Source organism: Streptomyces sp. NPDC001843 (assembly GCF_042891955.1).
Lineage (GTDB): Bacteria > Actinomycetota > Actinomycetes > Streptomycetales > Streptomycetaceae > Streptomyces.
In genome coordinates this window covers 85,673-109,966 of sequence record NZ_JBIATQ010000019.1, presented here as the reverse complement: position 1 = coordinate 109,966, position 24,294 = coordinate 85,673, and the positions used below count along the sequence as shown (strand labels likewise).

General features: G+C 71.7%; 24 protein-coding genes, 2 tRNA genes, 1 pseudogene and 1 riboswitch. Of the genes and pseudogenes, 12 read left to right on the top strand and 15 right to left on the bottom strand.

The features are described from left to right. The first annotated feature begins 175 nt into the window (after window positions 1-175). The 4 genes from ACFYZQ_RS35435 (at window position 176) to ACFYZQ_RS35420 (ending at window position 5,222) form a co-directional block, all read left to right on the top strand. Window positions 176-1,600: an MFS transporter gene (locus ACFYZQ_RS35435; RefSeq protein ID WP_388803017.1), complete on the top strand. Its 1,425-nt coding sequence runs from the start codon at window positions 176-178 to the stop codon at window positions 1,598-1,600. Between the two features lie 76 nt (window positions 1,601-1,676). Next, entirely contained in the window at window positions 1,677-2,900 is a 1,224-nt protein-coding gene (lhgO, locus tag ACFYZQ_RS35430; protein ID WP_389157008.1) for an L-2-hydroxyglutarate oxidase, read from the top strand. A gap of 68 nt (window positions 2,901-2,968) precedes the next feature. Beyond that, the gene (gene trmB, locus ACFYZQ_RS35425) at window positions 2,969-3,793 is read left to right on the top strand and encodes a tRNA (guanosine(46)-N7)-methyltransferase TrmB (protein WP_389157006.1); all 825 of its coding nucleotides are present in this window, start codon (window positions 2,969-2,971) and stop codon (window positions 3,791-3,793) included. 91 nt (window positions 3,794-3,884) lie between these two features. Continuing rightward, window positions 3,885-5,222, top strand: a complete 1,338-nt coding sequence (locus ACFYZQ_RS35420; RefSeq protein ID WP_389157003.1) for a PrsW family intramembrane metalloprotease — start codon at window positions 3,885-3,887, stop codon at window positions 5,220-5,222. 25 nt (window positions 5,223-5,247) lie between these two features. On the opposite strand, the gene ACFYZQ_RS35415 is transcribed toward ACFYZQ_RS35420, so the two are convergent. From ACFYZQ_RS35415 to ACFYZQ_RS35400, 4 genes are all read right to left on the bottom strand, one after another. Beyond that, complete coding sequence (locus ACFYZQ_RS35415) at window positions 5,248-6,192, bottom strand: aldo/keto reductase (protein ID WP_389157000.1); 945 nt, start codon at window positions 6,190-6,192, stop codon at window positions 5,248-5,250. 100 nt (window positions 6,193-6,292) lie between these two features. Beyond that, window positions 6,293-7,324 carry a M23 family metallopeptidase gene (locus tag ACFYZQ_RS35410; RefSeq protein ID WP_389156997.1) on the bottom strand — a complete coding sequence of 344 codons (1,032 nt, stop codon included), beginning with the start codon at window positions 7,322-7,324 and terminating at the stop codon, window positions 6,293-6,295. 11 nt (window positions 7,325-7,335) lie between these two features. Beyond that, window positions 7,336-7,502, bottom strand: a riboswitch (cyclic di-AMP (ydaO/yuaA leader). 294 nt (window positions 7,503-7,796) lie between these two features. After that, window positions 7,797-7,870 (bottom strand) — tRNA-Met (locus tag ACFYZQ_RS35405). A gap of 55 nt (window positions 7,871-7,925) precedes the next feature. Further along, entirely contained in the window at window positions 7,926-9,056 is a 1,131-nt protein-coding gene (locus ACFYZQ_RS35400; RefSeq protein WP_389156994.1) for a dihydrofolate reductase family protein, read from the bottom strand. 94 nt (window positions 9,057-9,150) lie between these two features. On the opposite strand from ACFYZQ_RS35400, the gene ACFYZQ_RS35395 reads away from it, so the two are divergent. Together ACFYZQ_RS35395 and ribA are read left to right on the top strand one after the other, a co-directional pair. Then, window positions 9,151-9,669, top strand: a complete 519-nt coding sequence (locus ACFYZQ_RS35395) for a MarR family winged helix-turn-helix transcriptional regulator (protein WP_389156991.1) — start codon at window positions 9,151-9,153, stop codon at window positions 9,667-9,669. A gap of 150 nt (window positions 9,670-9,819) precedes the next feature. After that, the gene (ribA, locus tag ACFYZQ_RS35390; RefSeq protein ID WP_389156988.1) at window positions 9,820-10,461 is read left to right on the top strand and encodes a GTP cyclohydrolase II; all 642 of its coding nucleotides are present in this window, start codon (window positions 9,820-9,822) and stop codon (window positions 10,459-10,461) included. A 346-nt stretch (window positions 10,462-10,807) separates the two neighbouring features. Here ribA and ACFYZQ_RS35385 read toward each other — a convergent pair whose 3' ends face one another. After that, the gene (locus ACFYZQ_RS35385; protein ID WP_389156985.1) at window positions 10,808-12,328 is read right to left on the bottom strand and encodes an FAD-dependent oxidoreductase; all 1,521 of its coding nucleotides are present in this window, start codon (window positions 12,326-12,328) and stop codon (window positions 10,808-10,810) included. 128 nt (window positions 12,329-12,456) lie between these two features. Here ACFYZQ_RS35385 and ACFYZQ_RS35380 point away from each other — a divergent pair, with 128 nt between their 5' ends. After that, entirely contained in the window at window positions 12,457-12,957 is a 501-nt protein-coding gene (locus ACFYZQ_RS35380) for a MarR family winged helix-turn-helix transcriptional regulator (protein ID WP_389156982.1), read from the top strand. Here the strand turns inward: ACFYZQ_RS35380 and ACFYZQ_RS35375 are convergent, their stop codons facing one another. Together ACFYZQ_RS35375 and ACFYZQ_RS35370 are read right to left on the bottom strand one after the other, a co-directional pair. Beyond that, on the bottom strand, window positions 12,958-13,557 hold the full coding sequence (locus tag ACFYZQ_RS35375) for a DedA family protein (protein WP_389156979.1): 600 nt from the start codon (window positions 13,555-13,557) through the stop codon (window positions 12,958-12,960). Beyond that, the gene (locus ACFYZQ_RS35370) at window positions 13,554-14,279 is read right to left on the bottom strand and encodes a class I SAM-dependent methyltransferase (protein ID WP_389156977.1); all 726 of its coding nucleotides are present in this window, start codon (window positions 14,277-14,279) and stop codon (window positions 13,554-13,556) included. The genes ACFYZQ_RS35375 and ACFYZQ_RS35370 overlap by 4 nt, the downstream gene beginning before the upstream one ends. A 132-nt stretch (window positions 14,280-14,411) precedes the next feature. On the opposite strand from ACFYZQ_RS35370, the gene ACFYZQ_RS35365 reads away from it, so the two are divergent. Both ACFYZQ_RS35365 and ACFYZQ_RS35360 read left to right on the top strand, forming a co-directional pair. Next, a complete protein-coding gene (locus tag ACFYZQ_RS35365; protein WP_389156974.1) occupies window positions 14,412-15,581 on the top strand; it encodes a sensor histidine kinase in 1,170 nt (389 codons plus the stop codon). Next, window positions 15,553-16,203 carry a response regulator gene (locus ACFYZQ_RS35360; protein ID WP_389156971.1) on the top strand — a complete coding sequence of 217 codons (651 nt, stop codon included), beginning with the start codon at window positions 15,553-15,555 and terminating at the stop codon, window positions 16,201-16,203. The genes ACFYZQ_RS35365 and ACFYZQ_RS35360 overlap by 29 nt, the downstream gene beginning before the upstream one ends. Before the next feature lie 19 nt (window positions 16,204-16,222). On the opposite strand, the gene ACFYZQ_RS35355 is transcribed toward ACFYZQ_RS35360, so the two are convergent. Next, window positions 16,223-16,663 (bottom strand): Lrp/AsnC family transcriptional regulator, encoded by a 441-nt coding sequence (locus ACFYZQ_RS35355; protein ID WP_389156968.1) that lies wholly within the window; start codon window positions 16,661-16,663, stop codon window positions 16,223-16,225. A gap of 79 nt (window positions 16,664-16,742) precedes the next feature. Between ACFYZQ_RS35355 and ACFYZQ_RS35350 the strand changes: the two genes are divergently transcribed. Genes ACFYZQ_RS35350 through ACFYZQ_RS35340 form a run of 3 tightly spaced genes read left to right on the top strand, consistent with a single transcriptional unit; the run spans window position 16,743 to window position 17,784 of the window. Continuing rightward, window positions 16,743-17,078 carry an AzlC family ABC transporter permease gene (locus ACFYZQ_RS35350; protein WP_389156965.1) on the top strand — a complete coding sequence of 112 codons (336 nt, stop codon included), beginning with the start codon at window positions 16,743-16,745 and terminating at the stop codon, window positions 17,076-17,078. Window positions 17,079-17,081: 3 nt separating this feature from the next. Further along, complete coding sequence (locus tag ACFYZQ_RS35345; RefSeq protein WP_389156963.1) at window positions 17,082-17,465, top strand: hypothetical protein; 384 nt, start codon at window positions 17,082-17,084, stop codon at window positions 17,463-17,465. Beyond that, on the top strand, window positions 17,458-17,784 hold the full coding sequence (locus tag ACFYZQ_RS35340) for a branched-chain amino acid transporter permease (RefSeq protein WP_389156960.1): 327 nt from the start codon (window positions 17,458-17,460) through the stop codon (window positions 17,782-17,784). Before ACFYZQ_RS35345 ends, ACFYZQ_RS35340 begins: the two co-directional genes overlap by 8 nt. On the opposite strand, the gene ACFYZQ_RS35335 is transcribed toward ACFYZQ_RS35340, so the two are convergent. From ACFYZQ_RS35335 to ACFYZQ_RS35305, 7 genes and pseudogenes are all read right to left on the bottom strand, one after another. Continuing rightward, window positions 17,771-17,920, bottom strand: coding sequence for a hypothetical protein (locus tag ACFYZQ_RS35335; protein WP_389156958.1), 150 nt, complete (start codon window positions 17,918-17,920; stop codon window positions 17,771-17,773). The two genes, ACFYZQ_RS35340 and ACFYZQ_RS35335, sit on opposite strands and share 14 nt — an antisense overlap. Beyond that, window positions 17,917-19,119 carry an alpha/beta hydrolase family protein gene (locus ACFYZQ_RS35330; RefSeq protein ID WP_389156955.1) on the bottom strand — a complete coding sequence of 401 codons (1,203 nt, stop codon included), beginning with the start codon at window positions 19,117-19,119 and terminating at the stop codon, window positions 17,917-17,919. Before ACFYZQ_RS35330 ends, ACFYZQ_RS35335 begins: the two co-directional genes overlap by 4 nt. Window positions 19,120-19,209: 90 nt before the next feature. After that, complete coding sequence (locus ACFYZQ_RS35325) at window positions 19,210-19,893, bottom strand: LuxR C-terminal-related transcriptional regulator (RefSeq protein WP_389156952.1); 684 nt, start codon at window positions 19,891-19,893, stop codon at window positions 19,210-19,212. Further along, window positions 19,884-21,383: a sensor histidine kinase gene (locus ACFYZQ_RS35320; protein WP_389156949.1), complete on the bottom strand. Its 1,500-nt coding sequence runs from the start codon at window positions 21,381-21,383 to the stop codon at window positions 19,884-19,886. The genes ACFYZQ_RS35325 and ACFYZQ_RS35320 overlap by 10 nt, the downstream gene beginning before the upstream one ends. A gap of 810 nt (window positions 21,384-22,193) precedes the next feature. Then, window positions 22,194-22,266 (bottom strand) — tRNA-Lys (locus ACFYZQ_RS35315). An 85-nt stretch (window positions 22,267-22,351) separates the two neighbouring features. Further along, window positions 22,352-23,872, bottom strand: a complete 1,521-nt coding sequence (locus tag ACFYZQ_RS35310; protein WP_389156946.1) for an amino acid permease — start codon at window positions 23,870-23,872, stop codon at window positions 22,352-22,354. 160 nt (window positions 23,873-24,032) lie between these two features. After that, window positions 24,033-24,294 (bottom strand): annotated as a pseudogene (locus ACFYZQ_RS35305) (RNA helicase); the annotation flags it as partial.

Sequence of the window (24,294 nt, the reverse complement as noted above, 5' to 3'; positions counted from 1 at the left end):
GGCACGCCGCGACAGTCCGTGCACGGTGCGTGAGCGGTCGCCACTCCGGTACGGACCACAATCCCGCCATCCGGAACAATGCCCCTTAACGCTTGGGATGCGGCGAACTACGCTGGGTTTACGAATGCCGCGTGGTTATGCCAAAGCGGCAGCCGTCTGTGTCGAGGGGTGGCGCATGTCCAGGGAGCAACGCGGGCCGAACGAAAAACTCGGCGCCGTTCTCGCCCTCGCGGGAATCAGCAACGCAGGACTCGCGCGACGCGTCAACGACCTTGGCGCTCAACGCGGGTTGACTCTTCGCTACGACAAGACGTCGGTGGCGCGCTGGGTGTCGAAGGGCATGGTGCCGCAGGGCGCCGCGCCGCACCTCATCGCCGCCGCCATCGGCCAGAAACTCGGCCGCCCGGTGCCGCTCCACGAGATCGGCCTGGCGGACGCGGATCCCGCACCCGAAGTGGGCCTCGCCTTCCCCAGGGACGTAGGACAGGCGGTCCGGTCGGCGACGGACCTGTACCGTCTCGACCTCGCCGGACGCCGGGCCGGCTCCGGCGGCATCTGGCAGTCGCTGGCCGGGTCGTTCGCAGTGAGCGCATACGCAACGCCCGCCTCACGGTGGCTGATAACCCCCGCCGACAGCTCGGTCGCGCGGGACGCGAACCCCTCCGAGGGCTCCGGCGCACCGATCAAAGTCGGCCACAGCGATGTGCAGAAGCTGCGGGAGGCAGCCGAGGACGCCAGGCGCTGGGACTCCAAATACGGGGGCGGCGACTGGCGTTCGTCCATGGTGCCCGAGTGCCTCAGGGTGGAGGCGGCGCCGCTGCTGCTCGGCTCGTACTCCGACGAGGTCGGCCGTGCCCTGTTCGGCGCCACCGCGGAACTCACCCGCCTCGCCGGCTGGATGGCCTTCGACACCGGCCAGCAGGAGGCCGCCCAGCGCTACTACATCCAGGCGCTGCGCCTCGCGCGCGCGGCCGCGGACGTCCCCCTCGGGGGCTATGTGCTGGCGTCCATGTCGTTGCAGGCGACCTACCGGGGCTTCGGCGACGAGGGCGTCGACCTCGCGCAGGCCGCCGTGGAGCGCAACCGCGGCCTCGCCACCGCCCGCACCATGAGCTTCTTCCACCTGGTCGAGGCACGCGCCCACGCGCGCGCGAACGACGCCCACGCGGCCGGGTCCGCCCTGAAGGCGGCCGAGAGCTGGCTGGAGCGGTCCCGCGACGGCGACCAGGACCCTTCCTGGCTCGGCTTCTACGGCTACGACCGCTTCGCCGCGGACGCCGCGGAGTGCTACCGCGATCTGAAGGCGCCCCGGCAGGTCCGCCGGTTCACCGAGCAGGCCCTGTCCAAGCCGACGGAGGAGTTCGTGCGCTCGCACGGGCTCCGGCTCGTCGTCTCGGCGGTCGCCGAGCTGGAGTCGGGCAATCTGGACGCGGCCTGCGAGCAGGGGGTGCGGGCGGTGGAGGTCGCCGGGCGGATCTCGTCCGCGCGGACCACGGAGTACGTGAAGGACCTCCTGCACCGGCTGGAGCCGTACGGGGACGAGCCGCGGGTGGTGGAGCTGCGGGAGCGGGCGCGGCCCTTGCTGATGGCACCGGCGTAGCCGCCCCTTCGGGGCTCGCCCCCGCCCCGGGGTTTCAAGGCGTTGTCAGTGGCGCAGTGCACTATCGAGGTGGGAGGTGGTGCAGGTGCGGCCGGGGATCGCTTATGACTGCGATGTGCTCGTGATCGGTGGTGGGATCGTCGGGCTCTCCACGGCGTACGCGATCACACGTGCCGCGCCCGGTACGCGGGTGACCGTGCTGGAGAAGGAGTCGGGGCCGGCCCGGCACCAGACGGGGCGCAACAGCGGGGTCATCCACAGCGGGATCTACTACCGGCCGGGCTCCCTGAAGGCGAGATACGGGGTCCGCGGTGCCGCCGAGATGGTGAAGTTCTGCGCGGAGTACGGCGTCGCGCACGCCGTCACCGGCAAGCTGATCGTCGCCACCGACCGGGAGGAGCTGCCGCGACTGCACGCACTCGTGCAGCGCGGCCGAGAGAACGGGATCCCGGTCCGCGAGCTGGGGCCCGCGCAGATCATGGAGTACGAGCCCGAGGTGCGGGGCCTCGCGGCCATACACGTCGGGACGACGGGCGTGTGCGACTTCACCGGGGTGGCCCGGCAGCTCGCCGAGGCGTCCGGGGCGGAGATCCGCTACGGGGCACGGGTGGTCCGGATCGACCGGCGGCCGGAACTGGGGGTCGCGGTGCGCACGGCGGACGGGGACGTCGTACGCGGGCGGGTGCTGGTGAACTGTGCCGGGCTGTACTGCGACGAGGTCGCCCGGCTGACCGGGGACGAGCCCGAGGTGCGGATCGTGCCCTTCCGCGGGGAGTACTACGAGCTGGCGCGGCCGGAGCTGGTGCGCGGGCTGGTGTATCCGGTGCCGGATCCGGCGTTCCCGTTCCTCGGGGTGCACCTCACGCGCGGGATCGACGGCGGTGTCCACATCGGGCCGAACGCGGTGCCGGCCGCGGCCCGGGAGGGGTACGGCTGGGGGGTCGTACGGCCGCGGGAGGCGGCGGGGACGCTGGCCTGGCCGGGTGCCTGGGTGATGGCCCGGCGGCACTGGCGGTACGGACTCGGGGAAGTGCGGCGGTCGGTGTCCAAGGGCGCGTTCACCGACGCCGTACGCCGGCTGCTGCCCGCGGTGGAGGAGGACGACCTGGTCCCGGCGTCGGCCGGGGTGCGGGCGCAGGCTGTGCTGCGGGACGGCACGCTGGTGGACGACTTCCTGATCCGGGAGGGCCCCCGCGCGGTGCACGTGCTGAACGCGCCGTCCCCCGCGGCCACCGCCTCGCTGCCGATCGGGCGGGAGGTGGCGCGCAGGGCGCTGGGCGTACTGGGGGCCTCGGGGTGACCCTCGCCCGGCTGGCCACGGCACCAGGTCGGATGCCGGAGCGGGCCCCGCGTAAAATCGACCCCACTGTGTCTGACTCGTTGAACACCCCCGAGACCCCCGAAACCCCGCACCACGCCCCTGGTACGTCCATCCGGCACACCCGGGCCAAGGGGGAGCCGCGGTTCCCGGACGGCCCCAAGGCCGACCCCGCCGGGTCGCACTTCGAGCGGCGGATCCGCAGTTTCCAGCCGCGCCGGAGCCGGGTGACGGCGGGGCAGGCGGACGCGCTGCAGCGGCTGTGGCCCAAGTGGGGGCTGGACATCGACGGGCAGCGGACGATCGACCTCGGTGAGCTGTTCGGGAACGACAACCCGGTCGTCCTCGAGATCGGGTTCGGAATGGGCGAGGCCACCGCGCAGATGGCCGGCGCGGATCCCGGCACCAACATCCTCGCCGTGGACGTGCACACGCCGGGGCAGGGAAATCTGCTGAACCTCGCGGACACGGGCGGTCTGTCCAACGTCCGGGTCGCCAACGGCGACGCCATCATCCTGCTGCGCGAGATGCTCGCGCCGGACGCGCTCGACGGGCTGCGGGTCTTCTTCCCGGATCCCTGGCCGAAGAAGCGGCACCACAAGCGGCGCCTGATCCAGCCGGACTTCCTCAGCCTGGCCGCGACCCGGCTGCGGCCCGGGGCGATCGTGCACTGCGCGACCGACTGGGAGCCGTACGCCGAGCAGATGCTCGACGTGCTGACCGCGCACCCGGACTTCGAGAACACCCGGCCCGACGGCGGTTTCGCGCCCCGTCCCGGCTTCCGGCCGCTGACCCGTTTCGAGGGGCAGGGCCTGGAGAAGGGACATGTGGTGAATGATCTGCTCTTCCGCCGCGTACAGCACCGGAGTCAGTAGGAAGCCGGAAGCAGTGAGAAGCCGGAGTCAGTAACCGGAGTCAGTAACCGGAGTCAGTAAGAAGACGGTCGATCTCGTTAGGGCTAATGCCGTGGCCACCAGTCCCCCGTACCCGACGCAGCCCCCAGGCCACCAAGGCCCGGCAGGCCCCGCCGGTGGAACACTGCGGCATCCGCACTGGTGGCAACGGCGATGGGTGCGGTACGGGGCGCTCATCACCCTGCTCGCGCTCTCCGGGCTCGTGATCCTCGCCCTCGTGCGGCAGCAGACCGGCACGGACGGGTTCCTCGTCGGGCTCGGCCTGGCCGTACTGCCCGTCCCGCTGCTCATAGCCGCCTTCCGGTGGCTGGACCGGGTGGAGCCCGGCCCCTGGCGGAACCTCGTCTTCGCCTTCGCGTGGGGCGCCTGCGCGGCGGCGCTGATAGCCATCGTCGCCAACAGCTTCGCCACCAAGTGGATCGCCACGGCGACCGCCGACCCGTCCAGCGCGGACACCCTCGGCGCGACCGTCATAGCGCCCGTCGTGGAGGAGTCCGCCAAGGCGGCCGCCGTCCTGCTCGTGTTCCTGTTCCGCAGACGGGACTTCACCGGGATCGTGGACGGCGTGGTGATAGCCGGGATCACGGCCACCGGCTTCGCCTTCACCGAGAACATCCTCTACCTCGGCACCGCCTTCGGCACCGACCAGATCACCGGTGACCGCGGCATCGCCTCCGTCACCGCCGCGACGTTCTTCGTGCGCGTCATCATGTCCCCGTTCGCGCACCCCCTGTTCACCGTCCTGACCGGCATCGGCTTCGGCATCGCCGCCCTGTCCGCCCCCCGGCAGCACGTGCGGCGGGTGCTGCTGCCGCTGGGCGGGCTGCTGCTCGCGATGAGCATGCACGCGTTCTGGAACGGCTCCTCGACCTTCGGCGAGTACGGCTTCTTCGCCGTGTACGGAACGTTCATGGTGCCCGCGTTCGGGCTGCTGACCTGGCTGGTGATCTGGACCCGCCAGCGGGAGCTGCGGACCGTGCGCGAGGAACTGCCGGCGTACGTCCTAGCCGGCTGGCTGGGTCCCGGCGAGCCGTTCGCCCTGGGCTCGATGAAGGCCCGTCGGATGGCCCGCGACCACGCCCGTCACCATCTCGGCAAGCCGGCGGCGCGGGCGGTGGCGCAGTACGAGGCGTACGCCACGTCGCTGGCGTTCCTGCGGCACCGCGGGCGGCGCGGCCGGGCCGGGGCCGACTTCGTCGCACGGGAGGGCGAGCTGCTGGCCGAGCTGTGGCACCGGCGGCAGGTGGCGCGGCCCGCGCTGGAGTACGCGGCCAGGGCGTCGGCTCCGGTGGCCGCGACACCCTGGCCGGTGTACGGGGTGCAGTGCGCGTACGGGTACGGCTACCCGGCGGGGCCGTACCCGGTCGCCTACAACCCGTACCGCACGTAGACCGGTTGCGCCGACACGTAGCCGGTCACGCCGACGCCTCGGTGAGCCTGGTCAGTTCCTCCTGGGTGAGCTCCAGCTCCGCCACGCCCAGCAGCGCCGGCAGCTGGTCCAGGGTGCGGGCCGAGGCGATGGGGGCCGCCACCGTGGGCTGGGCGGCGAGCCAGGCGAGGGCCACGGTCGCCACGGGGGCGTCGTGCGCGGCGGCGATCTCGTCCAGGGCGGTGAGGACCCGCTGCCCCCGCTCGGTCTCCAGGTGCTTCGCGGCGCCGCCCGCCCGGGCGCTGTCCACGGTCGTACCGGGGCGGTACTTGCCGGTGAGGAAGCCGGAGGCGAGGGAGAAGTAGGGCACGACGGCGAGGCCCGCACGTGCGGTGACGTCCCTGAGGGGGCCCTCGTAGGTGTCGCGCGAGACCAGGTTGTAGTGCGGCTGGAGCGCCACGTACCGGGCGAGGCCCTCCCGCTCGGAGAAGTCCAGGGACTCCTGGAGGCGCTCGGGGGTGATGTTGGAGGCCGCGATGTAGCGGACCTTGCCCGCCCGGACCAGTTCGTCGAGCGCCCCGATGATCTCCTCGACGGGGACCTCGGTCTTGTCGAAGTGGGTGTAGTACAGGTCGATGTGGTCGGTCCCGAGACGGCGCAGGGACGCGTCGGCCGCGGCCTTGATGTTGTCGGCGGTCAGGCCCTGGTACTTCGGGTGCTGGCTGACCTTGGTGGCGATGACGACGTCGGAGCGGTTGCCGCGGGCCTTCACCCAGTTGCCGATGATGGTCTCGGACTCACCGCCCTCGTTGCCGTCGACCCACGCCGAGTAGGAGTCGGCGGTGTCGACGAAGTTGCCGCCGGCGGCCGTGTAGGCGTCCAGGACGGCGAAGGACTGGGCCTCGTCGGCGGTCCAGCCGAAGACGTTGCCGCCGAGGGAGAGCGGGAAGACCTCGAGGTCGGAAGGGCCGAGCTTGCGAAGAGAAGTCATGCTTCGCTTCAACAACCGGATCGGCGGCCCGCATTCCGCTCGGCGGTGACGGGCACCTCGTGGATGCGTCGGGTGCCCGTCAGCGGTTGTCGGATGCCCGTCAGGGGTTGAGGCCCTTGCCGTGCAGCCACGCCATCGGGTCGATGCCGGTGGGCTGGCCGTCGGGGTGGACCTCGAGGTGGAGGTGCGGGCCGGTGACGTTGCCGGTGGCGCCGACGCGGCCGATGACCTCACCGGTGCCGACCTTCTGGCCGACCTTCACGTTGATCGAGGACTGGTGGCAGAACCACAGCTCGGTGCCGTCGTCGAGGGTGAGGATCGTGCGGTAGCCGTAGGCGCCGGCCCAGCCCGCCTCGGTGATCGTGCCGCTGTGGATGGCCTTGATGAGCGTGCCGGTCGGCGCCGCGAAGTCGAGGCCGGTGTGATAGCCGGAGGACCACATGGCGCCGGGCTGGCCGAAGGTGCCGGTGAGCGTGTACGAGGAGGTCGGCAGCGTGTACTGCGCGGCCAGCTTGGCGAGGCGGTCGGCCTCGGCCTGCTTCTTGACGGCGGCCTCGGCCTTCTCCTTGGCGGCGGCGGCCTTGACCGCGGCCTCCTGCTCCGCCTTGGCGGCCGCGTCGGCGGACTGCTTCCCGGCGGCGGCCACGGCGGCGGCGGTGGCCTTGCCGTCGACCTGGCTCTTCTGCAGCTCGGCCTGGGCCATGATCCGGTTGCGCAGGGCCTCGCCGGCGTCGGTGCTGCCCTGGTCGCTGTCGGCGGTTGCCACGCCGACGTCGGTCAGGCTGGCCGCGGTGGCCTTCGCGCTGTCCGTGTCATCGCCCAGCAGGGAGGTGACGGAGGAGACGTCGGGCAGGGATATGGACACCGGCGGCTTGCCGGTGTTGGCGCTGGCGATGCCGCCCGCGCCGACGGCGGCGATGACGCCGACGCCCAGGACGGTGGAGCTGCGGGCGAGTCCCCCGCCGCGCTGCTTGGTGACCCGGTGCCGGCCGCGCTCCGGGCGGAGGGACTCCGCGGTGGGGTTCCACTCCTCCCAGGGGCCCTCGTCGGTGCGGTACTCGCCGTAGCCGAATGTGTCGGTGCGCCGGCTCGGCACGAACGGGGCTGTGGGGGCAGGCGGGTTGGACGCCACTCGGGCGTGCTCCTTTCCTTCCGTAACGCCTACCGGGTTAGCTGACGGGTTCGGAGCAGGAAGGTCTCCTACGCGCGTATACCGGCCGTGAACTCGACGAGTTCACAACGGCATTCGCGTGATTCACCCCAAAGTGGTGGTTCCCCGGTTCCCTTTCGGGATTCGGCGCGTGCGCACGGAGCCGCCTCGGGTGACGGCTGGGACGACCGCGCTGCGTTATCGAACGTTAATGGGCCTACCCGTCAGTTTCCAAGAGATCTGGCTTGATCATTAGCGTTTTCACAGAAGGACTTACGCACCAAGGCCGGTGAAAACCGGGCGAGTTGACCACTGTTCGGATACCGACGGGACCGGATACCGACGGGAACCGCCGGGTACTGCCCGGGGCTGCCGCGGACTGCCGGGGGCTACCGCGGCGCGAAAACGCTCAGGGCCGGAATCCCTGTGCTGGATTCCGGCCCTGAGCCTTCAGTAGCGGGGACAGGATTTGAACCTGCGACCTCTGGGTTATGAGCCCAGCGAGCTACCGAGCTGCTCCACCCCGCGTCGTTGTGTCACCAGTGTACGTCATCCGCGGGACAGGTCGCACACGGCTTTCCGTTCAGCCCGGCAAGTGCCGGTTCGGCACCTTCGCCGCCGCCTCGTACTCGGGCACGACGACCACGTCCACGCCCCCGGCCGCCAGCACGCCACTCCCGTCGGCCCCGGTGACGAAGGTGTCCGGCTCCCGCCATGCCGTGACCACCCGCCGCACCCCCGCGTCGAGGATCAACCGGGCACACGGCGCCGGCCGGGAGGCCCGCCGGGCGCACGGTTCGAGGCTGCTGTACACCGTGGCGCCGGCCAGCCGGGGGTCGTCGGGCCGGATCCTGGCCAGCGCCGCCTCCTCCGCGTGGACCACCGGGTCACCGCCTTCGCGCGAGTGGCCGCGCGCGAGCTCCGTGCCGTCGGCGGCCACGACCACCGCCCCGACGCTGAACGCCGTCTCCGAGGGCGGGCACAGCGCGGCCAGCTCGCAGGCGATCCGCAGCCAGTGGCGGTCGGCGGGGGCGGCCGAGGGGCCGGTGCCGGGCGCGGTCGGCTCGTAGCGCATCAGGACGACGTCCTCGATACGGCGGGTCTCCAGCAGCCGCAGGCGGCCGAACTGGTAGCCACCGGGTCCGAAGAGGCGGGGGGCGGCCGGGTCGCCGACCAGGAGGGGGGCCAGGACGAGCTGCAGTTCGTCGGCCAGGCCCTGCCGGAGCAGCTGGGTGTGGACGGTGCCGCCGCCCTCGACCATCAGGCGGCGCACCCCGCGCCCCGCGTAGAGGTGTTCGAGCAGTGCGGGCCAGTCGAGGTCGGGGCCCAGCGGGACGACGTCGGCCGCGAGGGACAGGGCGCGGGCCCGCTCGGCGCCCTCGTCCGTGGTGTACACCACCTTCTCGCCGCCGGTGTGCCAGAAGTTCGCGGCCGGGTCCAGGTCGCCGGAGCCGCTGACGGTGACCTTGAGGGGGTACTCCGCCTGCCCGGCGGCGAGCCGGGACGCCCGGCGCTCGGGCGAGTTGACCAGCAGGCGCGGATTGTCGGCGCGGATGGTGCCGGCGCCGACCAGGATCGCGTCGACGGACGCCCGTACCTCGTCGACCCGGTCGAAGTCGGCCGGGCTGGACAGCAGCAGCCGGTCGGGGCCGGTGTCGTCGAGGTACCCGTCGAGGGACACGGCGGCGGACAGCAGGACGTACGGACGGGGCATCGACGCGCTCTCTTCGGGAGGCGGGCGGGTGTGGATCCGGATCCGGCGAATCCGGGATCTTGGTTCAAGTTTGAAACAAACTTACACTGGTGGCATGACGACCCGCTGGCTCACCCCCGAGGAGCAGCGCGCCTGGCGCGCATACGTGGCCGCGACCCATCTCCTGGAGGACGCGCTGGACCGGCAGCTCCAGCACGACGCGGGCATGCCCCACCTTTACTACTCCATCCTGGCCACCCTTTCCGAGGCGCCGGAGCGCCGGCTGCGGATGACCGACCTCGCCGAGGCGCTGAAGATCACCCGGAGCCGGCTGACCTACGCGGTGACGCGGCTGGAGAAGGACGCACTGGTGCGGCGCGAGAACTGCCGGTGGGACAAGCGGGGCAGCATCGCCGCCCTGACGGACGAGGGGATGGCCGTGCTGGAGCGCACGGCGCCGGGCCACGTCGAGACCGTAAGGGCGTCGCTCTTCGACCACCTCACACCCGAGCAGGTGGAGCAGCTCGAGGAGATCTGCGGGGGGATCGTGCGGGCGCTCCAGGGCGACGGGACGGTCCGGCCCGCACCCGACGAGGTGCCCTGGCGGCGCCGGTCCTCCCCTCCCTGTTCCTGACCGGCCCTTCCTGTACCTGACCGGGGCCCCGGCGACCGGGCCGCGAATACCTGTTGCTTCAAAATTGAAGCAGTAGTAGGGTCCCCGGCGTGGAACTGCTTCAAATCTGAAGCAGAGCCCGGCCCTGACCACCGGACCCGGAGAACCCGCATGCCCGACACCCCCGCCGCCACCCCGCGCGCCCGCGTCCGGGTACCGCTGCGCTTCCACGACGGCTACAGCGTCGACGCCGACCTCGTGACCTTCCACGGCCTGACCGACGGCCAGGAGCACGTGGCCGTCGTCCTCGGCAGCCCCGCCCCCGGCACCGTCCCGCTCGTCCGCCTGCACTCCGAGTGCCTGACCGGGGACGTCTTCGGCTCGGCCCGCTGCGACTGCGGCCCCCAACTGCGCGAGGCGGTCGAACGCATCGCCGACCGCGGCGGCGTCCTGCTCTACCTCCGTCAGGAGGGCCGCGGCATCGGCCTCTACAACAAGCTCGACGCGTACGCCCTGCAGGACCAGGGCCTCGACACGTACGAGGCCAACGCCGCGCTCGGTCTGCCGGAGGACGCCCGCGACTACACGGCGGCCGCCCAGATGCTCCGCGCGCTCGGCATCGCGGAGCTGGACCTGCTCTCCAACAACCCCGACAAGGCCGACCAGTTGCGCGGCCTGGGCATCGACGTGCGGGACCGGGTTCCCACGGGGGTCTTCACCACCGCCCACAACGTGCACTACCTGCGGGCCAAGGTGCTGCAGACCCAGCACACCCTGCCGCTCGCGGAGCTGACGGAACTCGGCGTGGGCTGAGTGGGCCACCGGCGCGGCCGGTTCCGGCCGCCCGCAGCGGCCTCGGCCGGTCCGCCTCCGTCAGCTCTCGCGGTGTCCACCTCGCTGAGCGGCGTACGCACACCGGCGCGTGCAGCAGACGCGACCCGACGCCCACGGAGCGCTCCGCCCGCCCGACGGCTTCCCGAACCCGGCCCCGGGCCTCCCCGGCACGGGGGGCGCGTCGGTGAGGACGAGCACCGGCAGACGGGTCCGACGCAACGGAGCATGCGCCCCTCGCGCCCGTCACGGACACCCGACCACCTGCCCCGCCCACGACAGCCCGCCGCCGCAGCCCAGCAGCAGCACCGGTGAGCCGGAGGGGAGTTCACCGCGTTCCGTGAGCCGCAGCCAAAGCGAGGACACCGGCCCAGTCACGGGCGGAGCGACGGGCTGCGACGTATCCGTCCGGACGGACGAGGACGAGTTCGTCGCCGACGACGCCGTAGGCGCGGTGGGCGTGGCCGTCGGTGTCGATCACGGTGTCGGCGCCGGTGGCTTCCGGGCGGGTGGTCACACGGAACACCCGGAGCCCCGCCGGTTCCTGTCCGTGAGCCAGGGGCGGCGCGTCGGGGCCGAAGGACAGCAGCGTCCAGTGCGGGCCGCGCTGCAGGTCGAAAAGGCGGACGGACTTGCCGGTGGCGGCGTCCCGGCAGGAGGCGTCAGGGGCGCGGCCGCCCGCGCCGGGGCCGTCGGAGAGCGGGCTGCCCGGGTAGGCGATGCTCAGGCCGGTGGTGAAGTCGCCGGTCAGGCCGCGCTGGACGGACGATCCATCACCGTCACCGGCCGCCGCCATGACGGCGTTGAGACGGGCGGTGCTGTCGCCGAGGACGGCCTGGGCAACGGGCCGGCGCTCCTGCTCGTAGGTGTCGAGCAGAATCGGATCGGCGCCGTCGAGGGCGGCCGCGAGTTTCCAGCCCAGGTTGTAGGCGTCCTGGATGCCGGTGTTCATGCCCTGGCCCCCCGCGGGCGAGTGGATGTGCGCCGCGTCCCCGGCGAGGAGGATCCGCCCGGCGCGATAGCGGTCGGCCAGACAGACGTTGATCTTGTAGAGGGAGAGCCAGTCGGCGTCGGTGATGCGTACGCCGGGTACGCCGGCGCGGGTGTCGAAGATACGGCGGAACAGCTCCAGGGACGGCTCCTCGGGTTCGGCGAGGCCGGCGGGGACGGACGCCTGGAACTGCCACAGGTCGGTGCCGGGCAGCGGGAAGAGCGAGAGAATGCCGTGCTCCTGGCTCGTCCACAGGTGTTGACAGTGCCGTGGGAGCCCGTCGACGCGGACGTCGCCGAGGTGCCAGCGCTGCCCGGGGAGGGAGACGCCGTGCAGCGCGATGCCGGCCTGCTTGCGGACGGTGCTGCGGCCGCCGTCCGCGCCGACGGCATACCGGGCGCGTACCGTCCGCTCACCCTCCGCGGTGCGTACGGCCGCGGTGACGCCGTTGTCGTCCTGGTGGAGGCCGGTCACCGTGGCGCCCCACTCGACGGCGCCGCCGAGCTCGGCCAGACGGTCGCGCAGAATCTGCTCGAACTTCGGCTGGGAGAGCCAGACCGGCGGGTAGGGGGCGTCGGGGGTGGGCGTCCCGGCTGCGACCTCCACGGCCTCCGAGACGACGCGGTCGCCGTCGTAGCGGCGGGTCGGGATGTTGACCGCCCCCTCCGTCAGGACGCGTTCGATGACGCCGAGGTCGTCGGCGACCTCCAGCGCGCGGGGCTGGATGGTCTTGGCGCGGGAGGCCGTTCTCGGGTGCTCGGCCCGCTCGACGAGGTGGAAGGTGACGCCGCGCCGGGCGAGGTCTAAGGCAAGGGTGAGGCCGGTCGGACCGGCACCGATGATGAGGACGTCGGTCATGGACTCGTTCATTGCCATAATTACCTACCTTAGGTATCTTTTCTGTCGGCGAGCGGGACCGCCGTCGGCGATCGGGCTCGACGGCCAACATATACCTAACTTAGGTATCAATCAAGGGAGTTGCCGAGATGCCGGGAGCCGCGAAGAGCGAGGCCGTCGCCGGACTGTTGCCGCGCATGTCCCAGCTCAGCGCATTGCTCAACCGTGGTCAGCTGTTCGAACGAGCCGCCACGGCCTCCGGAGTGGCGCTGGAGCGGCCGGCGGTGACGATCCTTGTCACCCTCGCGACCGCGGACCACCCGCTGCGCGTCGGTGAGATCGCCACCCGGATGCAGGTCGTCGGCCCGCACGTGACCCGGCAGCTGAACACCCTGGAAAAGCGGGGGTTGATCCAGCGGCTGCCCGACCCGGAGGACCAGCGGGCCCGGCTGATCGACCTCACACCGTCCGGACAACGGCTGATCGACCGGTATCTCGCCGTCATCGACGGCTGGTTCGCCACCGCCATGGCCGAGTGGCCCGACCGCGACCGAACCGAGTTCGTCCGTCTGCTGGGCCGCATGGTCGAGGACCTGACGGCCCAACTCGACTCCGTCGCCGACAGCGTCCCGGAGGACGGCACGCGTTGATCAACGTGGCTTGGTGGAGCGGCGCCGCAGGAGAGTCATGCTGATCGCCGCGAGCACGCCAACGGCCAGCGCGGGGCCGCCCAGAGTGAGGAGCCGCTGCAGAGAGGTCGCGGCGGCGTAGCCGACGGCTGTTTCGGCTGTGGCCCAGAGGCAGGCGGCGGTGACGCTGTGGGCGGCGATGCGGTGGTAGGGCAGCCGGGTGGCGCCCGCGAGGTGCGGAGCGAGGGTACGGACCACCGGCAGGAAACGTGCCAGGAAGACCGCACGGCCGCCGTGCCGGGCCATCAGTGTCTCGGCCCGCTGCCAGACGGCGCCGGGGACGTGACGCCCCGCGCGGCCGGCGCGCAGCCGGGCACCGAGGAACCTGCCGGTGCGGTGGGCGAGGAAGTCGCCCGCCACCACGGCGCCCGCCGCGGCGGCCACGACGAGGAGGAGGCTGATGTGACCGGTGCGGGCCAGGGCGCCGGCGGTCAGCAGCAGGGTGAGCGTGGGGACGAACGCGCCGATCAGCAGGACCGACTCGGCCAGGACGGCGAGGGCGGTCACCGTGTACACGGCGGCGGGGGGAAGGTGGCCGAGGATGTCGGACAGCGCGTTCACCGCCTCGCCTCGTGCGGTGCCCGCCGCGGGCAGGGGAGTTCGGCCTGAGGGCGTTTCAGGTGCCAGACGTGGGCCGGGGGCACGTTGGCCCAGACCGTCCAGCGGTCGGTGGCGTACCTGCGCTGGTAGCCGGCCATGACCTCGTCCACCGCGGCGTGCCGTCGCGCCTCCGCCCGTGCCGCGGTCAGGGCGCGGGCCCGGCGCGTGCCGAGGTACGCGAAGTAGGTCAGGGTGCCGCCGGGGTGCAGGAGTTCCATGTAGCGGGCCATGATCCGCTCGACCTGTGCCGGGACGAAGTTGGTCAGCGGCAGTCCGGAGACGATCACGTCGTAGCGTTCGTCGGTGTCGAGGTCCTCCACGTACCGCTGGTCCACCTTCACCTGGGAGGGCCGGCCGGTCAGGTCCGGGTGCGTACCCACGAGGTGACTCAGCCGTGCGGCGAAGCGAGGGTTGGCCTCGACGATGTCCAGGCGGCTCCCCCGGGGCAGCTGGGGTATCAGGGCGCGGGTCACCGCGCCGGTGCCGGCGCCGGCTTCCAGCACCGCCAGCGGCCGGGGCGCCTGGACCCGCACGGGCTCGGTCAGGGCGCGGGCCAGGGCCTTGCCGCTGGGGGCTATCGCACCGGTGGTGCGCAGGTCGCGGGCCGCTTCGATCAGGAACATCCAGCCCTCGGCATGGCGCTGCGCCAGGACACGGTCGTGCGAGGTCGTCCAGTCGTTCATGGTTCTGACGCTAGGAACCGGCGCGCAGCATGGAATCCATCGTTGTACGCCTCTGATCCCCTACGAAAGTAGGGGGCGCACGAGGAAGATCGTCGGAGGGGACGGCACGGCCGTCCGCCTACGATTGCCCGGGTGAGCAAGAAAGAGGGCCGCGGGTGGGCCGCCTACGGGCGGGCCGGACTGATCGCGTTGTGCGTGTCGGCCGCCGCACTGAACGCCCGGTCACTCGGTGACGGTCGGTACCTCGTCCCCGTGACTGTCGCCGCCGTGCTGTGCGCGGCGGCGCTGCTCGTGCCCCGGCTTCGGTGGCCGGTCGCGCCGCTGCTGCTCACCGTGGCCACGGCCTGCTGGGGACCGCCGCTGCTGGCGCTGCTGGTCGTCGCCCTGTTCGGCCTGGCGATGGACCACCGGGCGCGGGCCGCGGTGGGATGCACCGTCGCCGCTTGGGCCGCCAATCTGCTCAGCTACCCGGCCGCCTCACTGTGGACGGCGCAGAGCTACGCCTCCGCGCTGTTCCTTCCGCCCCTGGCCATCGTCCTCGGCCTGTGGCTGGGCAACCGGCGACGCCTGGTCGCGGCCCTGGCGGCCGATGTCGAGCACCTGCGCGTCGAAGCGGAGCTGCGCGAGGAGGCGGCCCGTGCCGCGGAACGGTCCCGGATCTCCGCGGAGATGCACGACGTGCTGGCCCACCGGCTGAGCCTGCTCGCCCTGCACACCGGTGTCCTGGCCACCAGGCGGGACACGCTGCCGGCGCCGGTCGCCGAACGCCTCGGTCTGCTGCGCACCACATCGGTCGAAGCGCTGTCCGATCTGCGGGACGTGCTCGGCGCCCTGCGCGGCCCGGACGCCGCACAGGCGGATCCCGCGCTCACGCCGGTCATGAGGGACGTACGGGAACTCGTCGACGAGGCCCGCGCCGCCGGGCAGGACATCGAGTTGGTCACGGACGGGCTGCCCGAGCGGACTTCCACCACCCACCGACTGGCGGTGTACCGCGTCGTGCAGGAAGCGCTGACCAACGCGCGCAAGCACGCCGACGGGGCCGAAGTGACCGTACGCCTCGACTACCGGCCGCCGGCCACACTCGTCGAGGTCACCAACCCGCCTGGCACACCCCGCACGGACACCCCGGGCTCCGGATACGGGCTCGTCGGCCTGCGGGAACGCGTCACCGCCCTCGGCGGCGACCTCTCCGCCGGGCCTGCCGGCGCGGGCGCCTGGCGGCTGGCCGCCCGCATTCCGCACCCCCGCGACGGACAGAACGGCACCCCACATGATCCGCACGATGATCGTCGACGATGACGCCCTGGTCCGCCTCGGCCTGGCCGATCTGCTCGACGGTGACCAGGGCATCGAGGTGGCCGCCCAGGCCGCCGACGGCCTCCAGGCCGTCGAACAGGCCACCGCTCACCGCATCGACGTCGCCCTCGTCGACGTACGCATGCCCCGCATGGACGGCATCACCGCCACCGCCCGGCTGCGCGCCCTCCCCCACCCGCCGAAGGTGATCACCCTGACCACCTTCGACCTCGACGAGTACGTGTACAACGCCCTCGCCGCCGGAGCCGACGGATTCCTGCTGAAGGACACCGACCCGGCCGAGATACTGCGCGCCGTCCACCTGGTGGCCGCCGGTTCGGCGATGCTCCACCCCGTCGCGGCCCGTCGCCTCATCGACCGCTACCACGCGACCAACCAGCCGCGGGTCACCGCGGCCAAGGCCCGGCTGGACCGGCTCACCCCCCGCGAACGCGACGTGCTCGCCCTGGTCGCCCGGGGAGACACCAACGCCGACATCGCCACCCGGCTCACCATGCGCGAGAGCACCGTCAAGGCCCACGTCAGCCGCATCCTGACCGCCCTGGACGTCACCAACCGCGTCCAGGCCGCCCTCCTGGCCCGCGACGCGGGACTCAGCGGCTGACCGCACGACGGCGCCGCCGCTACCGGCCCGGCTTGACGATCTTCATTGTGAAGTGCGAGGTGACGTTCTTGATCCGGGGGATGGTCATGACCTCCTGGCTGAGGAACGCCTCGTAGGCGGGCAGGTCCGCCACGGCCACGCGGACGAAGTAGTCGGGGGTTCCGAACAGCCTCCGCAGCTCCAGCACTTCCTCGGCCCGCGCCAGGGTCTGCTCGAACCGTTCGACGGTCTCCGCGTCCTGTGCCTCCAGGCTGAGGTCGATCAGCACCTCGAAGGCGCGTCCGCGAGCCGCCGGGTCGATCACCGCGCGATAGCCCGCGATGACACCGTCGGCCTCCAGCCGCTGGACGCGCCGCAGACACGGTCCGGTGGTGAGCCCGACCCGCTGTGCCAGCTCCACATTGGTGAGCCGTCCGTCCCGCTCCAACTCGGCGATGATTGCTTCATCGATCGCATCCATGGAAGAAGATTGCACGATCGGGCGCCGGCTGAGCAATCTTCGCAACCACATGGCGCGGGTTTCACGAGACGATGGACAGGTGCAGCAACAGGTCTTCCATCCGACGCGACACCAGCAGGTCACCGCGGGCATACGCGACTCCTTCTCCGCCGGCCTCGGGATCTTCCCCCTGGGCATCGCCCTGGGCCTGCTCGTCCTGCAGGCCGGCCTGCCCTGGTGGCTGACCCCCGCCCTGTCCCTGTCGGCGTTCGCCGGCTCACTGGAGCTGCTGCTGGTCGGCATGGTGGCGAGCGCCACCCCGCTCGCCGCGGTCGCCCTGACCGTGCTGGTGGTCAATTTCCGGCACGTGTTCTACGCGTTCTCCTTCCCGCTCCACCTGGTCAGGCATCCGCTCGCCAAGGCGTACGCGGTCTAGGCGATGATCGACGAGGCGTACGCCGTGAGCGCCTCCCTGCCCGAGCACGAACGCTCCGCTCCCCGGCTGCTGGCCATGCAGATCGCCTGCGAGACGTACTGGGTCGGCGGTGGACTGGTCGGCGTGGCCCTGGGCACGGCTCTCCCCGCGCCCGTCAAGGGCCTCGAGTTCGCCCTCTGCGCCCTGTTCACCGTCCTCACCCTGGACGCCTTCCGCTCCCGCCAGGAGATCCCCTCGGTCCTGCTGGCCGGCGCGAGCGTCACTGTCGCGCTCCTCCTGACCCCGGGCCTGGCCCTGTTCACCGCGCTGCTGCTGTTCGTCGGCCTGCTGCTGGCCCGGCATGCGTGCACCGCCCGCCGCCCCGCCCAGGAGACCGCCGATGCCTAGTACTCCGTATCTCCTCGCCGTCCTGGCGATCGTCTTCACCATCACGCTCGCCCTGCGCGCCGTCCCCTTCGCGGTTCTCGGACGACTGCGCGAATCGGCGATCGTGCGGCGGCTGGCCGTGTGGATGCCGGTGGGCATCCTCATGATCCTCGCGGTGACCGCCCTGCGCGGCACCATCGTCAGCGACCCGCACGGCATTTGGTTCGCGCTGCTCGCCGTGGCCGTCACGATCGGCGTCCACCTGGCCTTCGGCCGCCGCACCATCCTCAGCGTCGGCCTCGGTACCGCCGTCTACGTCGTCCTGCTCAACGCCCTGTGATGCCCGGGCCGATGCTCACCACTCGGGCGTGTGCACCGGTCAGTGTCTGCTGCCCGTTGGCGACGAGTTCGCGGCGGCCGTCGCCCTGGACGCCGTACACGGATGCGTACGGGGCCGGCCCGAGGCCTCGCGTCACGGGATGAACTCGACCTCGGGGAAGGCCGGGCACGGGCCGTCGAGCAGGTGCCCCTGCCCCCGTCGCCGCAGGTGCAGGTCGAAGAAGGCGAGCGGGTACGCCTGCTGGATGCGTACCGCCCGGGCCGGATCGAGAGTGCCGATCAAGTCCCGCAGATCCTTGTCGCTCATGCCGACGGCCCGGGCGAACTGCGGGACCAGGAACTGGGCGTCGCAGTAGGACGAGTGGGCCGCACCCTCCGCATGGACGTTGAGCCGCCATCCCCGCAGGTGTGACCAGAGCTCGGCGACGCTCGGTTTCGTGGCTCGGGAGTTCTCGGCGGTCATCAGCATGAACGGCCGGTCCAGGTCGGTGGTGACCGTCGGCTGCATCGGCCCGTCGAAGCTCAGCCCGGCCCGGACGCGCCGGTCCTCGCTCATCACCCAGGTCGTCGCCGTCGCGCCCTTCGACCAGCCGAACATGCCGATGCGCTGCGGATCGAGGGCGCCGAGCAGGCCCACCGGCATCGGTCGTTGCCCGGCGTCGGGGTTGCGCCCGGCCGCGAGGTCCTCGACGCGGTCGAGCACGAACCGGATGTCGGTGGCGAAGTCCCGCGGTGTCAGTGCGGGCCGGTCGAGCGGAACCGTGAGCCGGCCGTCGGGGAACACGCTGAACGCGTCGTACGTGTGGTCCACCGTGACCACCACATATCCGTGGCTGGCGAGCTCCTGCACCACGATGGTGGTGTCCGCCCGGTGATCGTGCGCGCCGTGCGAGAAGACGACGACGGGCAGCCGTCGGCCGCTCCGCAGCACCGGGGCGCCCTCGTGCCCGGCCGTGAGCGGCGCCACCGCGACATCGGCCGGAAAGCCCAGCGACGTCAGGAGGGCCCGCGCCACGACCGGGGACGTCCAGGGGGCCCGTGGATACCGCCCGAGGCCCCGGGAGGGGTACCAGACGGCGGCCATCAGCTCACGGTGATGCCCGGGGCCGGCCACGGGATCCGGGCGTGACGTGTCGACGAGGTGCAGGGGCACCGTGCCCACCGGGTACGGCCCGGTGGGCCTGGGCAGGGTGAGCCGCACCGGGCCCGGGGCGGTCGAAGCCGCCCGCGCCGGGCGTGCGGCGACCGCCGGCACGGTGGCTCCGGCTGCCAGCGCGGCTGTGAGCACGCGCCGGCGCGTCGTTCCTTCTCGGTTCGTGAACGGCGTGGTTGTCATGGACCCTCCCTGGGTCTTGGGGCAGCACTGGACTACGCCCGGCGCTCAGGCCACCGGCCGGGATCGGGCGACGTATCGGTCTTGATCAGCTCAGTGGCTCGGTGGGACGCGGCCGTCTCGCGGCGCGGACATGAGGTGGGCGAGCACGGCCAGTACTCGACGGTTGTCGTCCTCGGAGGGTGCGAGCTCCAGCTTCGTGAAGATGCTCGTGCTGTGCTTGGACACGGCCTTCTCACTGATGAAGAGCCGGTTCGCGATGGCGCTGTTGGAGCGTCCCTCCGCCATGAGTTCGAGTACCTGGCGTTCCCGCTCGGTGAGCCTGGAGAGGGGTTCGCGTTCGCCGTGGCTGCGGCGGTCGAGCAGTTTGGTGACCACTTCGGGGTCCATGACCGTGCCGCCCGCGGCGACCGTACGGATCACGTCGACGAACTGGTCGTCGCTGAACACCCGGTCCTTGAGCAGGTAGCCGACCCCTCCGGCCTGGTCGGCGAGCAGCTCCTGGGCGTAGATCCGCTCGACGTACTGGGAGAGGAGGAGGATCGGCAGACCCGGGATCCGCTCACGGGCGGTCAGCGCCGCACGGAGCCCGTCGTCGGTGTGGGTGGGCGGCAGCCTGATGTCCACGATCGCGAGGTCAGGCCGGAACTCCAGCAGTGCGCCGAGCAGGCCCGGCGCGCTGTCGGTGGCCGCCACGATCTCGAAGCCGCGTGCCTTGAGGAGCCTGACCAGCCCCTCCCGCAGCAGGAAGAGATCCTCCGCGACGACTACGCGCACGGCACCTCCATGACCACGATCGTCGGTCCCCCGGGCGGGCTGCTGACCGCCAGGATGCCGTCGAAGGCCGCCAGCCGTCGCTCCACCCCCGCCAGCCCGGTGCCCCGGGCGGGATCCGCGCCGCCCACCCCGTCGTCGACCACCTCGATGCGCAGCAGCCCGCCCGTCCGGGCCAGGCGGATCTGAAGACCGAGTGCCGAGGCGTGCCGGACCGCGTTGGTGACCACCTCGGCGACGGCGAAGTAGCAGGCCGACTCCAGCGGGGCGGCGAGCCGTTCGGGCAGATCGATCTCGGTCTCACACGGCATGGGCAGGTCCAGCGCGAGCGCCCGGACCGCCTCCCCCAGGCCCCGGTCGGCCAGCATCGGCGGGTGGATCCCCCTGATCAGGCCGCGTAGTTCCTCCAGTGCCGCCGCCGAGGCGACACGGGCCTCCACGACCAGTGCGGCGGCCTCCTGCGGGTCGCTGTGGATCATCTCCTCGGCGACCCGGAGGTTCATCCCGATGGTGACCAACCGTCCCTGTGCGCCGTCGTGCAGGTCCCGCTCGATCCTGCGCAGCTCCGCGGCCGCGGAACCGACCGCCTCGGCCCGTGTATCGGTCAGTTCCCGCACCCGTCGGGCCAGCGCCGGGTCGGGCCCACTCCCGAACAGCCGTCCGACATCCGGCAGCACGGTTCTGGGCAGCAACCAGAGCCCGAGAGCCAGCAGCACCGCCCCCTGGATACCGCCGAGGACCGACGCATGGTGCGCCACCATCTCGAAGTCGAGGCTCGGCGCCGGCACACGTGGAGAGCCGAACTTCCGCACCTCCACCAGGTGTTGCCCGAACCCGCTCTGGGCTATGTCGTACGCCCCGATCCCCACCAGCCCCAGGACAGCCAGGTTCGCCGCCGCCCCGGGCCACCGCACCAGCCAGGCCACGACGGCCGCCAGCAGCGCCAGTCCCGCCAGGTAATCCACCACCGCCGGTGCAATCCCGGTGCCCGGCGAGGCGAACTGCCACAGGTCGAAACCGAGCAGGTCACCGGTCATCACCACGACGGCGGGCAGCAGCAGGGCCCAGCGCGCGGACCCGGGCGCGTCGGCTCCGGCCAGAGACGCGGGCCTGCCGTTCGCCGGCCGGCGCAGAGCCGCACCGGCGAGGGCGGCGAGCACCGGGACGCTCACACAGCCCACCAGGACGTTCAGAGGTGTCAGGCCATAGGCGGCAGAGGAACGCGTGAGCGCATGGGTGAGCCAGTACGTCCCTTCCAGCAATTCACCCGTCACCGCCGCGACCACGGGCAGTACCCGCCGTCCGGTCACCGGCGCCGAGGGGAGCAGTGTGGTGGCCAGCAGACCGGCCATCAGCAGCGCCGACGCGAGCAGCCCGTCGGGTTGCAGAGCCGGTGCGGTGACGATGTAGCCGCCCGTTCCGGCGGTGTTGTGCAGGGCGAGCACCAGAGCCGGCACACTGCCGTACGCGGCCGTACCCACCAGTCCCGCCACGACCGGCCATCCCCACCGACCAGCCGGTCGCGCGGCACTCGCCGACCGGTCCCGCGCCTGCTCCGCCCTGAAGGCCAGCACGGCGCAGACCGCGGTCAACGCCACGAGCACCCCACCCGCCCAGGGCACTGCGCCCACCGGTACCGGCCACATGTCCGCCCCCGTCCTGTCTGCCCGACCACGCGCTGTGGTCTGCAGATCATGCTGCTGCGGGGGCCCGGCAGACGCCATGGGCCAAGACCTACTTCCGGGGTGGGTGAACACCTACCCGGCCCGGAAGCCTCCGCCGATCCTGAACGCCGGGACCGAACGAAGCAGCGCCCGAGCCGGCCGAAGCCGAATACCTCGGCGTTCCGAGGCTGGAGTACCCGAGGCTGGCCCCGGCATTGAGTCGCATTGGTCGGTCCCCATGGATTCACCTGCCGTGCTGTGCTCTCCGCTCCGCGTCGCCCGGCTGATCGCCATCGGCACCGAGCAGCTGGCCGAGACCGCAAGCAATGATCCCCCATTGACCCCCGTCACCGGCTTGCACCCGTGAGTGCTCTGGTGATGGGACGGACCCGCTGAAGGTGCTGGAGCCGCTCGGGAGCCTCTCCACGGGCGGCGGGAGAGCGGCCGCTCTACGGGGCGGCCGCCCGCCCTCGGGAACAGACGGCCCCAGCCGGACGCCGATCCGGCTGGGGCTGTCTCATGTCCACCGACCATGATCACTGGCACTCGGGCCAGCCACGGGCCAGCAAACGATCATGAAACTGGGTCAAAACGGACAAGACCCCAGCTCATTCCTGCGCTGAGCTGGGGTCCACCCGGTAGGCCCTGTGGGACTCGAACCCACAACCAATGGATTAAAAGTCCACTGCTCTGCCAATTGAGCTAAGGGCCCAGGCGATGTTGCCTCCCCGAGCATAGCCGGAGCGGGCCGCGTCTCCGATCCGGTATCGGGGACGCGGGGCCCGAAGCGTCGTGGATCAACCGATTCGGGGGGTGTCGGCCTCCCGGACGTGGGTGCGGTCGTGGTCGGGGTTGAGGAACCAGTGGCGGGCCGAGGCCAGCCACCAGGCGGTCGCGAAGCCGAGGACGACCAGGACGGCGACCGGGGCGTAGTTGAAGCTGGTCCAGGTGACCGGGGAGACCTGGGGCAGCATGAAGAGGACGGTGATGATCCCGACCCAGGCCACCGACACCACACCGATGGGCTGCGACCAGCGGCCCAGGTGCCAGGGGCCCCGGGCGAAGGCGGCGCCCTTGCGGACCCGCAGCAGGGTCGGGACGACGTACGCGATGTAGAGGCCGATCACCGCGATCGAGGTCACCGCCGCGTACGCCGTGTTGTTGATGAGGTACGGCAGGCCGAGGACCAGGGCGCCGGCGGTCGCCAACCAGACCGCCGCCACGGGAGTGCGGGTGCGCGGGCTCACGGTGTGCCAGACGCGGGAGAAAGGCAGTGCGCCGTCACGGGAGAAGGCGTAGATCATGCGGCTGTTGGCCGTCACCGACGCCATGCCGCAGAACAGCTGCGCGCCGATCACCACCAGCAGCAGCAGTTTCCCGGAGGTGGCGCCCAGCGCGTCGAGGAGGATCTGCGCCGGGGGCGCGCCGGTCGGGGACGCGAGCTCCTTGTCGTACGACTGGATCGCGAAGGTGAATCCGAGGAGGAGGACGAAGCCCGCTATCCAGGACGTCCAGATGGATCTGACGATGCCCTTCGGGCCGGCCGTCGCCGCGTCATGGGTCTCCTCCGTCATGTGGGCGGAGGCGTCGTAGCCGGTGAAGGTGTACTGGGCCATCAGCAAGCCCAGGAGGACCACGTACGGGCCGCTGCCCCAGCCGGTGTTGTCGACGAACTTGGTGAACACGAAGGACGCCGACTGGTGGTGGTCCGGTACGAAGGCCAGCGCGCCGACGATCACGGCCACCCCGACCACGTGCCACCACACGCTCACGTTGTTGAGGAAGGCGACGATCCGGACGCCGAAGGTGTTCAGCAGACCGTGCAGGAGGAGGATCGCGGCGAAGAGCAGGACCGTCCGGCCAGGGGTGACCTCGAAGTCGAACTGCAGGTTCAGGTAGGCGCCCAGGAAGGACGCCGCGCCGAAGTCGATGCCCGCCGTCACCGCCACCTGGCCCAGCACGTTGAACCAGCCGGTGAACCAGGCCCAGGCGGCTGCCGAGCGCGGGGGTGCCAGGCGGTGCGCCCAGAAGTAGAGGCCCGCCGACGTCGGGTACGCGGAGCAGATTTCGGCCATCGACAGGCCCACGAGGAGTGTCATCAGGCCGACCGCCACCCAGCCCCAGGTGATCACCGCGGGGCCGCCGGTGTTCATCCCGAAGAGGTAGAGGGTCAGGCAGCCGGAGAGGACCGAGATGATCGTGAAGGAGACGGCGTAGTTGGAGAACGCCGACATACGGCGGGCGAGGACCTGGGTGTAACCGAGCTGGGCAAGCCGTTCCTCGTCCGACAGCCCACTCACTCTGGCGTCATCTGTCATGCCCCCAGCGATTCCCTCGCCGGGGGCGTGACATGCGTCACTCAGGACTCGGTATGGCCAAAAGGCGCGGCTCCCCCTCGGCCGCGCTCCGCCACGTAGAGGAATACGGAAGGGCCCGTACGACCGAAGTCGTACGGGCCCTTCCTCACCTCACTCGGCGTCAGCCGTTGCGCTTCCAGCGCGGCTTGTCCTCGCGGCGGCCGAAGGAACCGCCGGTGCCGCGGTGGTCGTCACGACGGCCGTACGGGCGGTCGTGGCCGGAGCGGAAGCCCGGGCGGTCGTCGCGGCGGTCGCGGTTGAAGGGGCGGTCGCTGCCACGGTGGCCGGTGCGGTCGTCACGGCGGAAGCCGCCACGGTCGTTGTCGCGGCGCTCGAACCCACGGTTGTTGTCCCGACGCTCGAAGGGGCGCCCGCCCCGGCGT

What these genes read in the sequence shown, in the direction of transcription:
- ACFYZQ_RS35435 (WP_388803017.1), top strand. Translation starts at nt 176, where the DNA reads ATGTCCAGGGAGCAACGCGGGCCGAACGAAAAACTCGGCGCCGTTCTC.
- ACFYZQ_RS35415 (WP_389157000.1), bottom strand. Translation starts at nt 6,192, where the DNA reads ATGACTTCTCTTCGCAAGCTCGGCCCTTCCGACCTCGAGGTCTTCCCG.
- ACFYZQ_RS35400 (WP_389156994.1), bottom strand. Translation starts at nt 9,056, where the DNA reads ATGCCCCGTCCGTACGTCCTGCTGTCCGCCGCCGTGTCCCTCGACGGG.
- ACFYZQ_RS35395 (WP_389156991.1), top strand. Translation starts at nt 9,151, where the DNA reads ATGACGACCCGCTGGCTCACCCCCGAGGAGCAGCGCGCCTGGCGCGCA.
- ribA (WP_389156988.1), top strand. Translation starts at nt 9,820, where the DNA reads ATGCCCGACACCCCCGCCGCCACCCCGCGCGCCCGCGTCCGGGTACCG.
- ACFYZQ_RS35385 (WP_389156985.1), bottom strand. Translation starts at nt 12,328, where the DNA reads ATGACCGACGTCCTCATCATCGGTGCCGGTCCGACCGGCCTCACCCTT.
- ACFYZQ_RS35380 (WP_389156982.1), top strand. Translation starts at nt 12,457, where the DNA reads ATGCCGGGAGCCGCGAAGAGCGAGGCCGTCGCCGGACTGTTGCCGCGC.
- ACFYZQ_RS35370 (WP_389156977.1), bottom strand. Translation starts at nt 14,279, where the DNA reads ATGAACGACTGGACGACCTCGCACGACCGTGTCCTGGCGCAGCGCCAT.
- ACFYZQ_RS35360 (WP_389156971.1), top strand. Translation starts at nt 15,553, where the DNA reads ATGATCCGCACGATGATCGTCGACGATGACGCCCTGGTCCGCCTCGGC.
- ACFYZQ_RS35355 (WP_389156968.1), bottom strand. Translation starts at nt 16,663, where the DNA reads ATGGATGCGATCGATGAAGCAATCATCGCCGAGTTGGAGCGGGACGGA.
- ACFYZQ_RS35345 (WP_389156963.1), top strand. Translation starts at nt 17,082, where the DNA reads ATGATCGACGAGGCGTACGCCGTGAGCGCCTCCCTGCCCGAGCACGAA.
- ACFYZQ_RS35340 (WP_389156960.1), top strand. Translation starts at nt 17,458, where the DNA reads ATGCCTAGTACTCCGTATCTCCTCGCCGTCCTGGCGATCGTCTTCACC.
- ACFYZQ_RS35330 (WP_389156955.1), bottom strand. Translation starts at nt 19,119, where the DNA reads ATGACAACCACGCCGTTCACGAACCGAGAAGGAACGACGCGCCGGCGC.
- ACFYZQ_RS35310 (WP_389156946.1), bottom strand. Translation starts at nt 23,872, where the DNA reads ATGACAGATGACGCCAGAGTGAGTGGGCTGTCGGACGAGGAACGGCTT.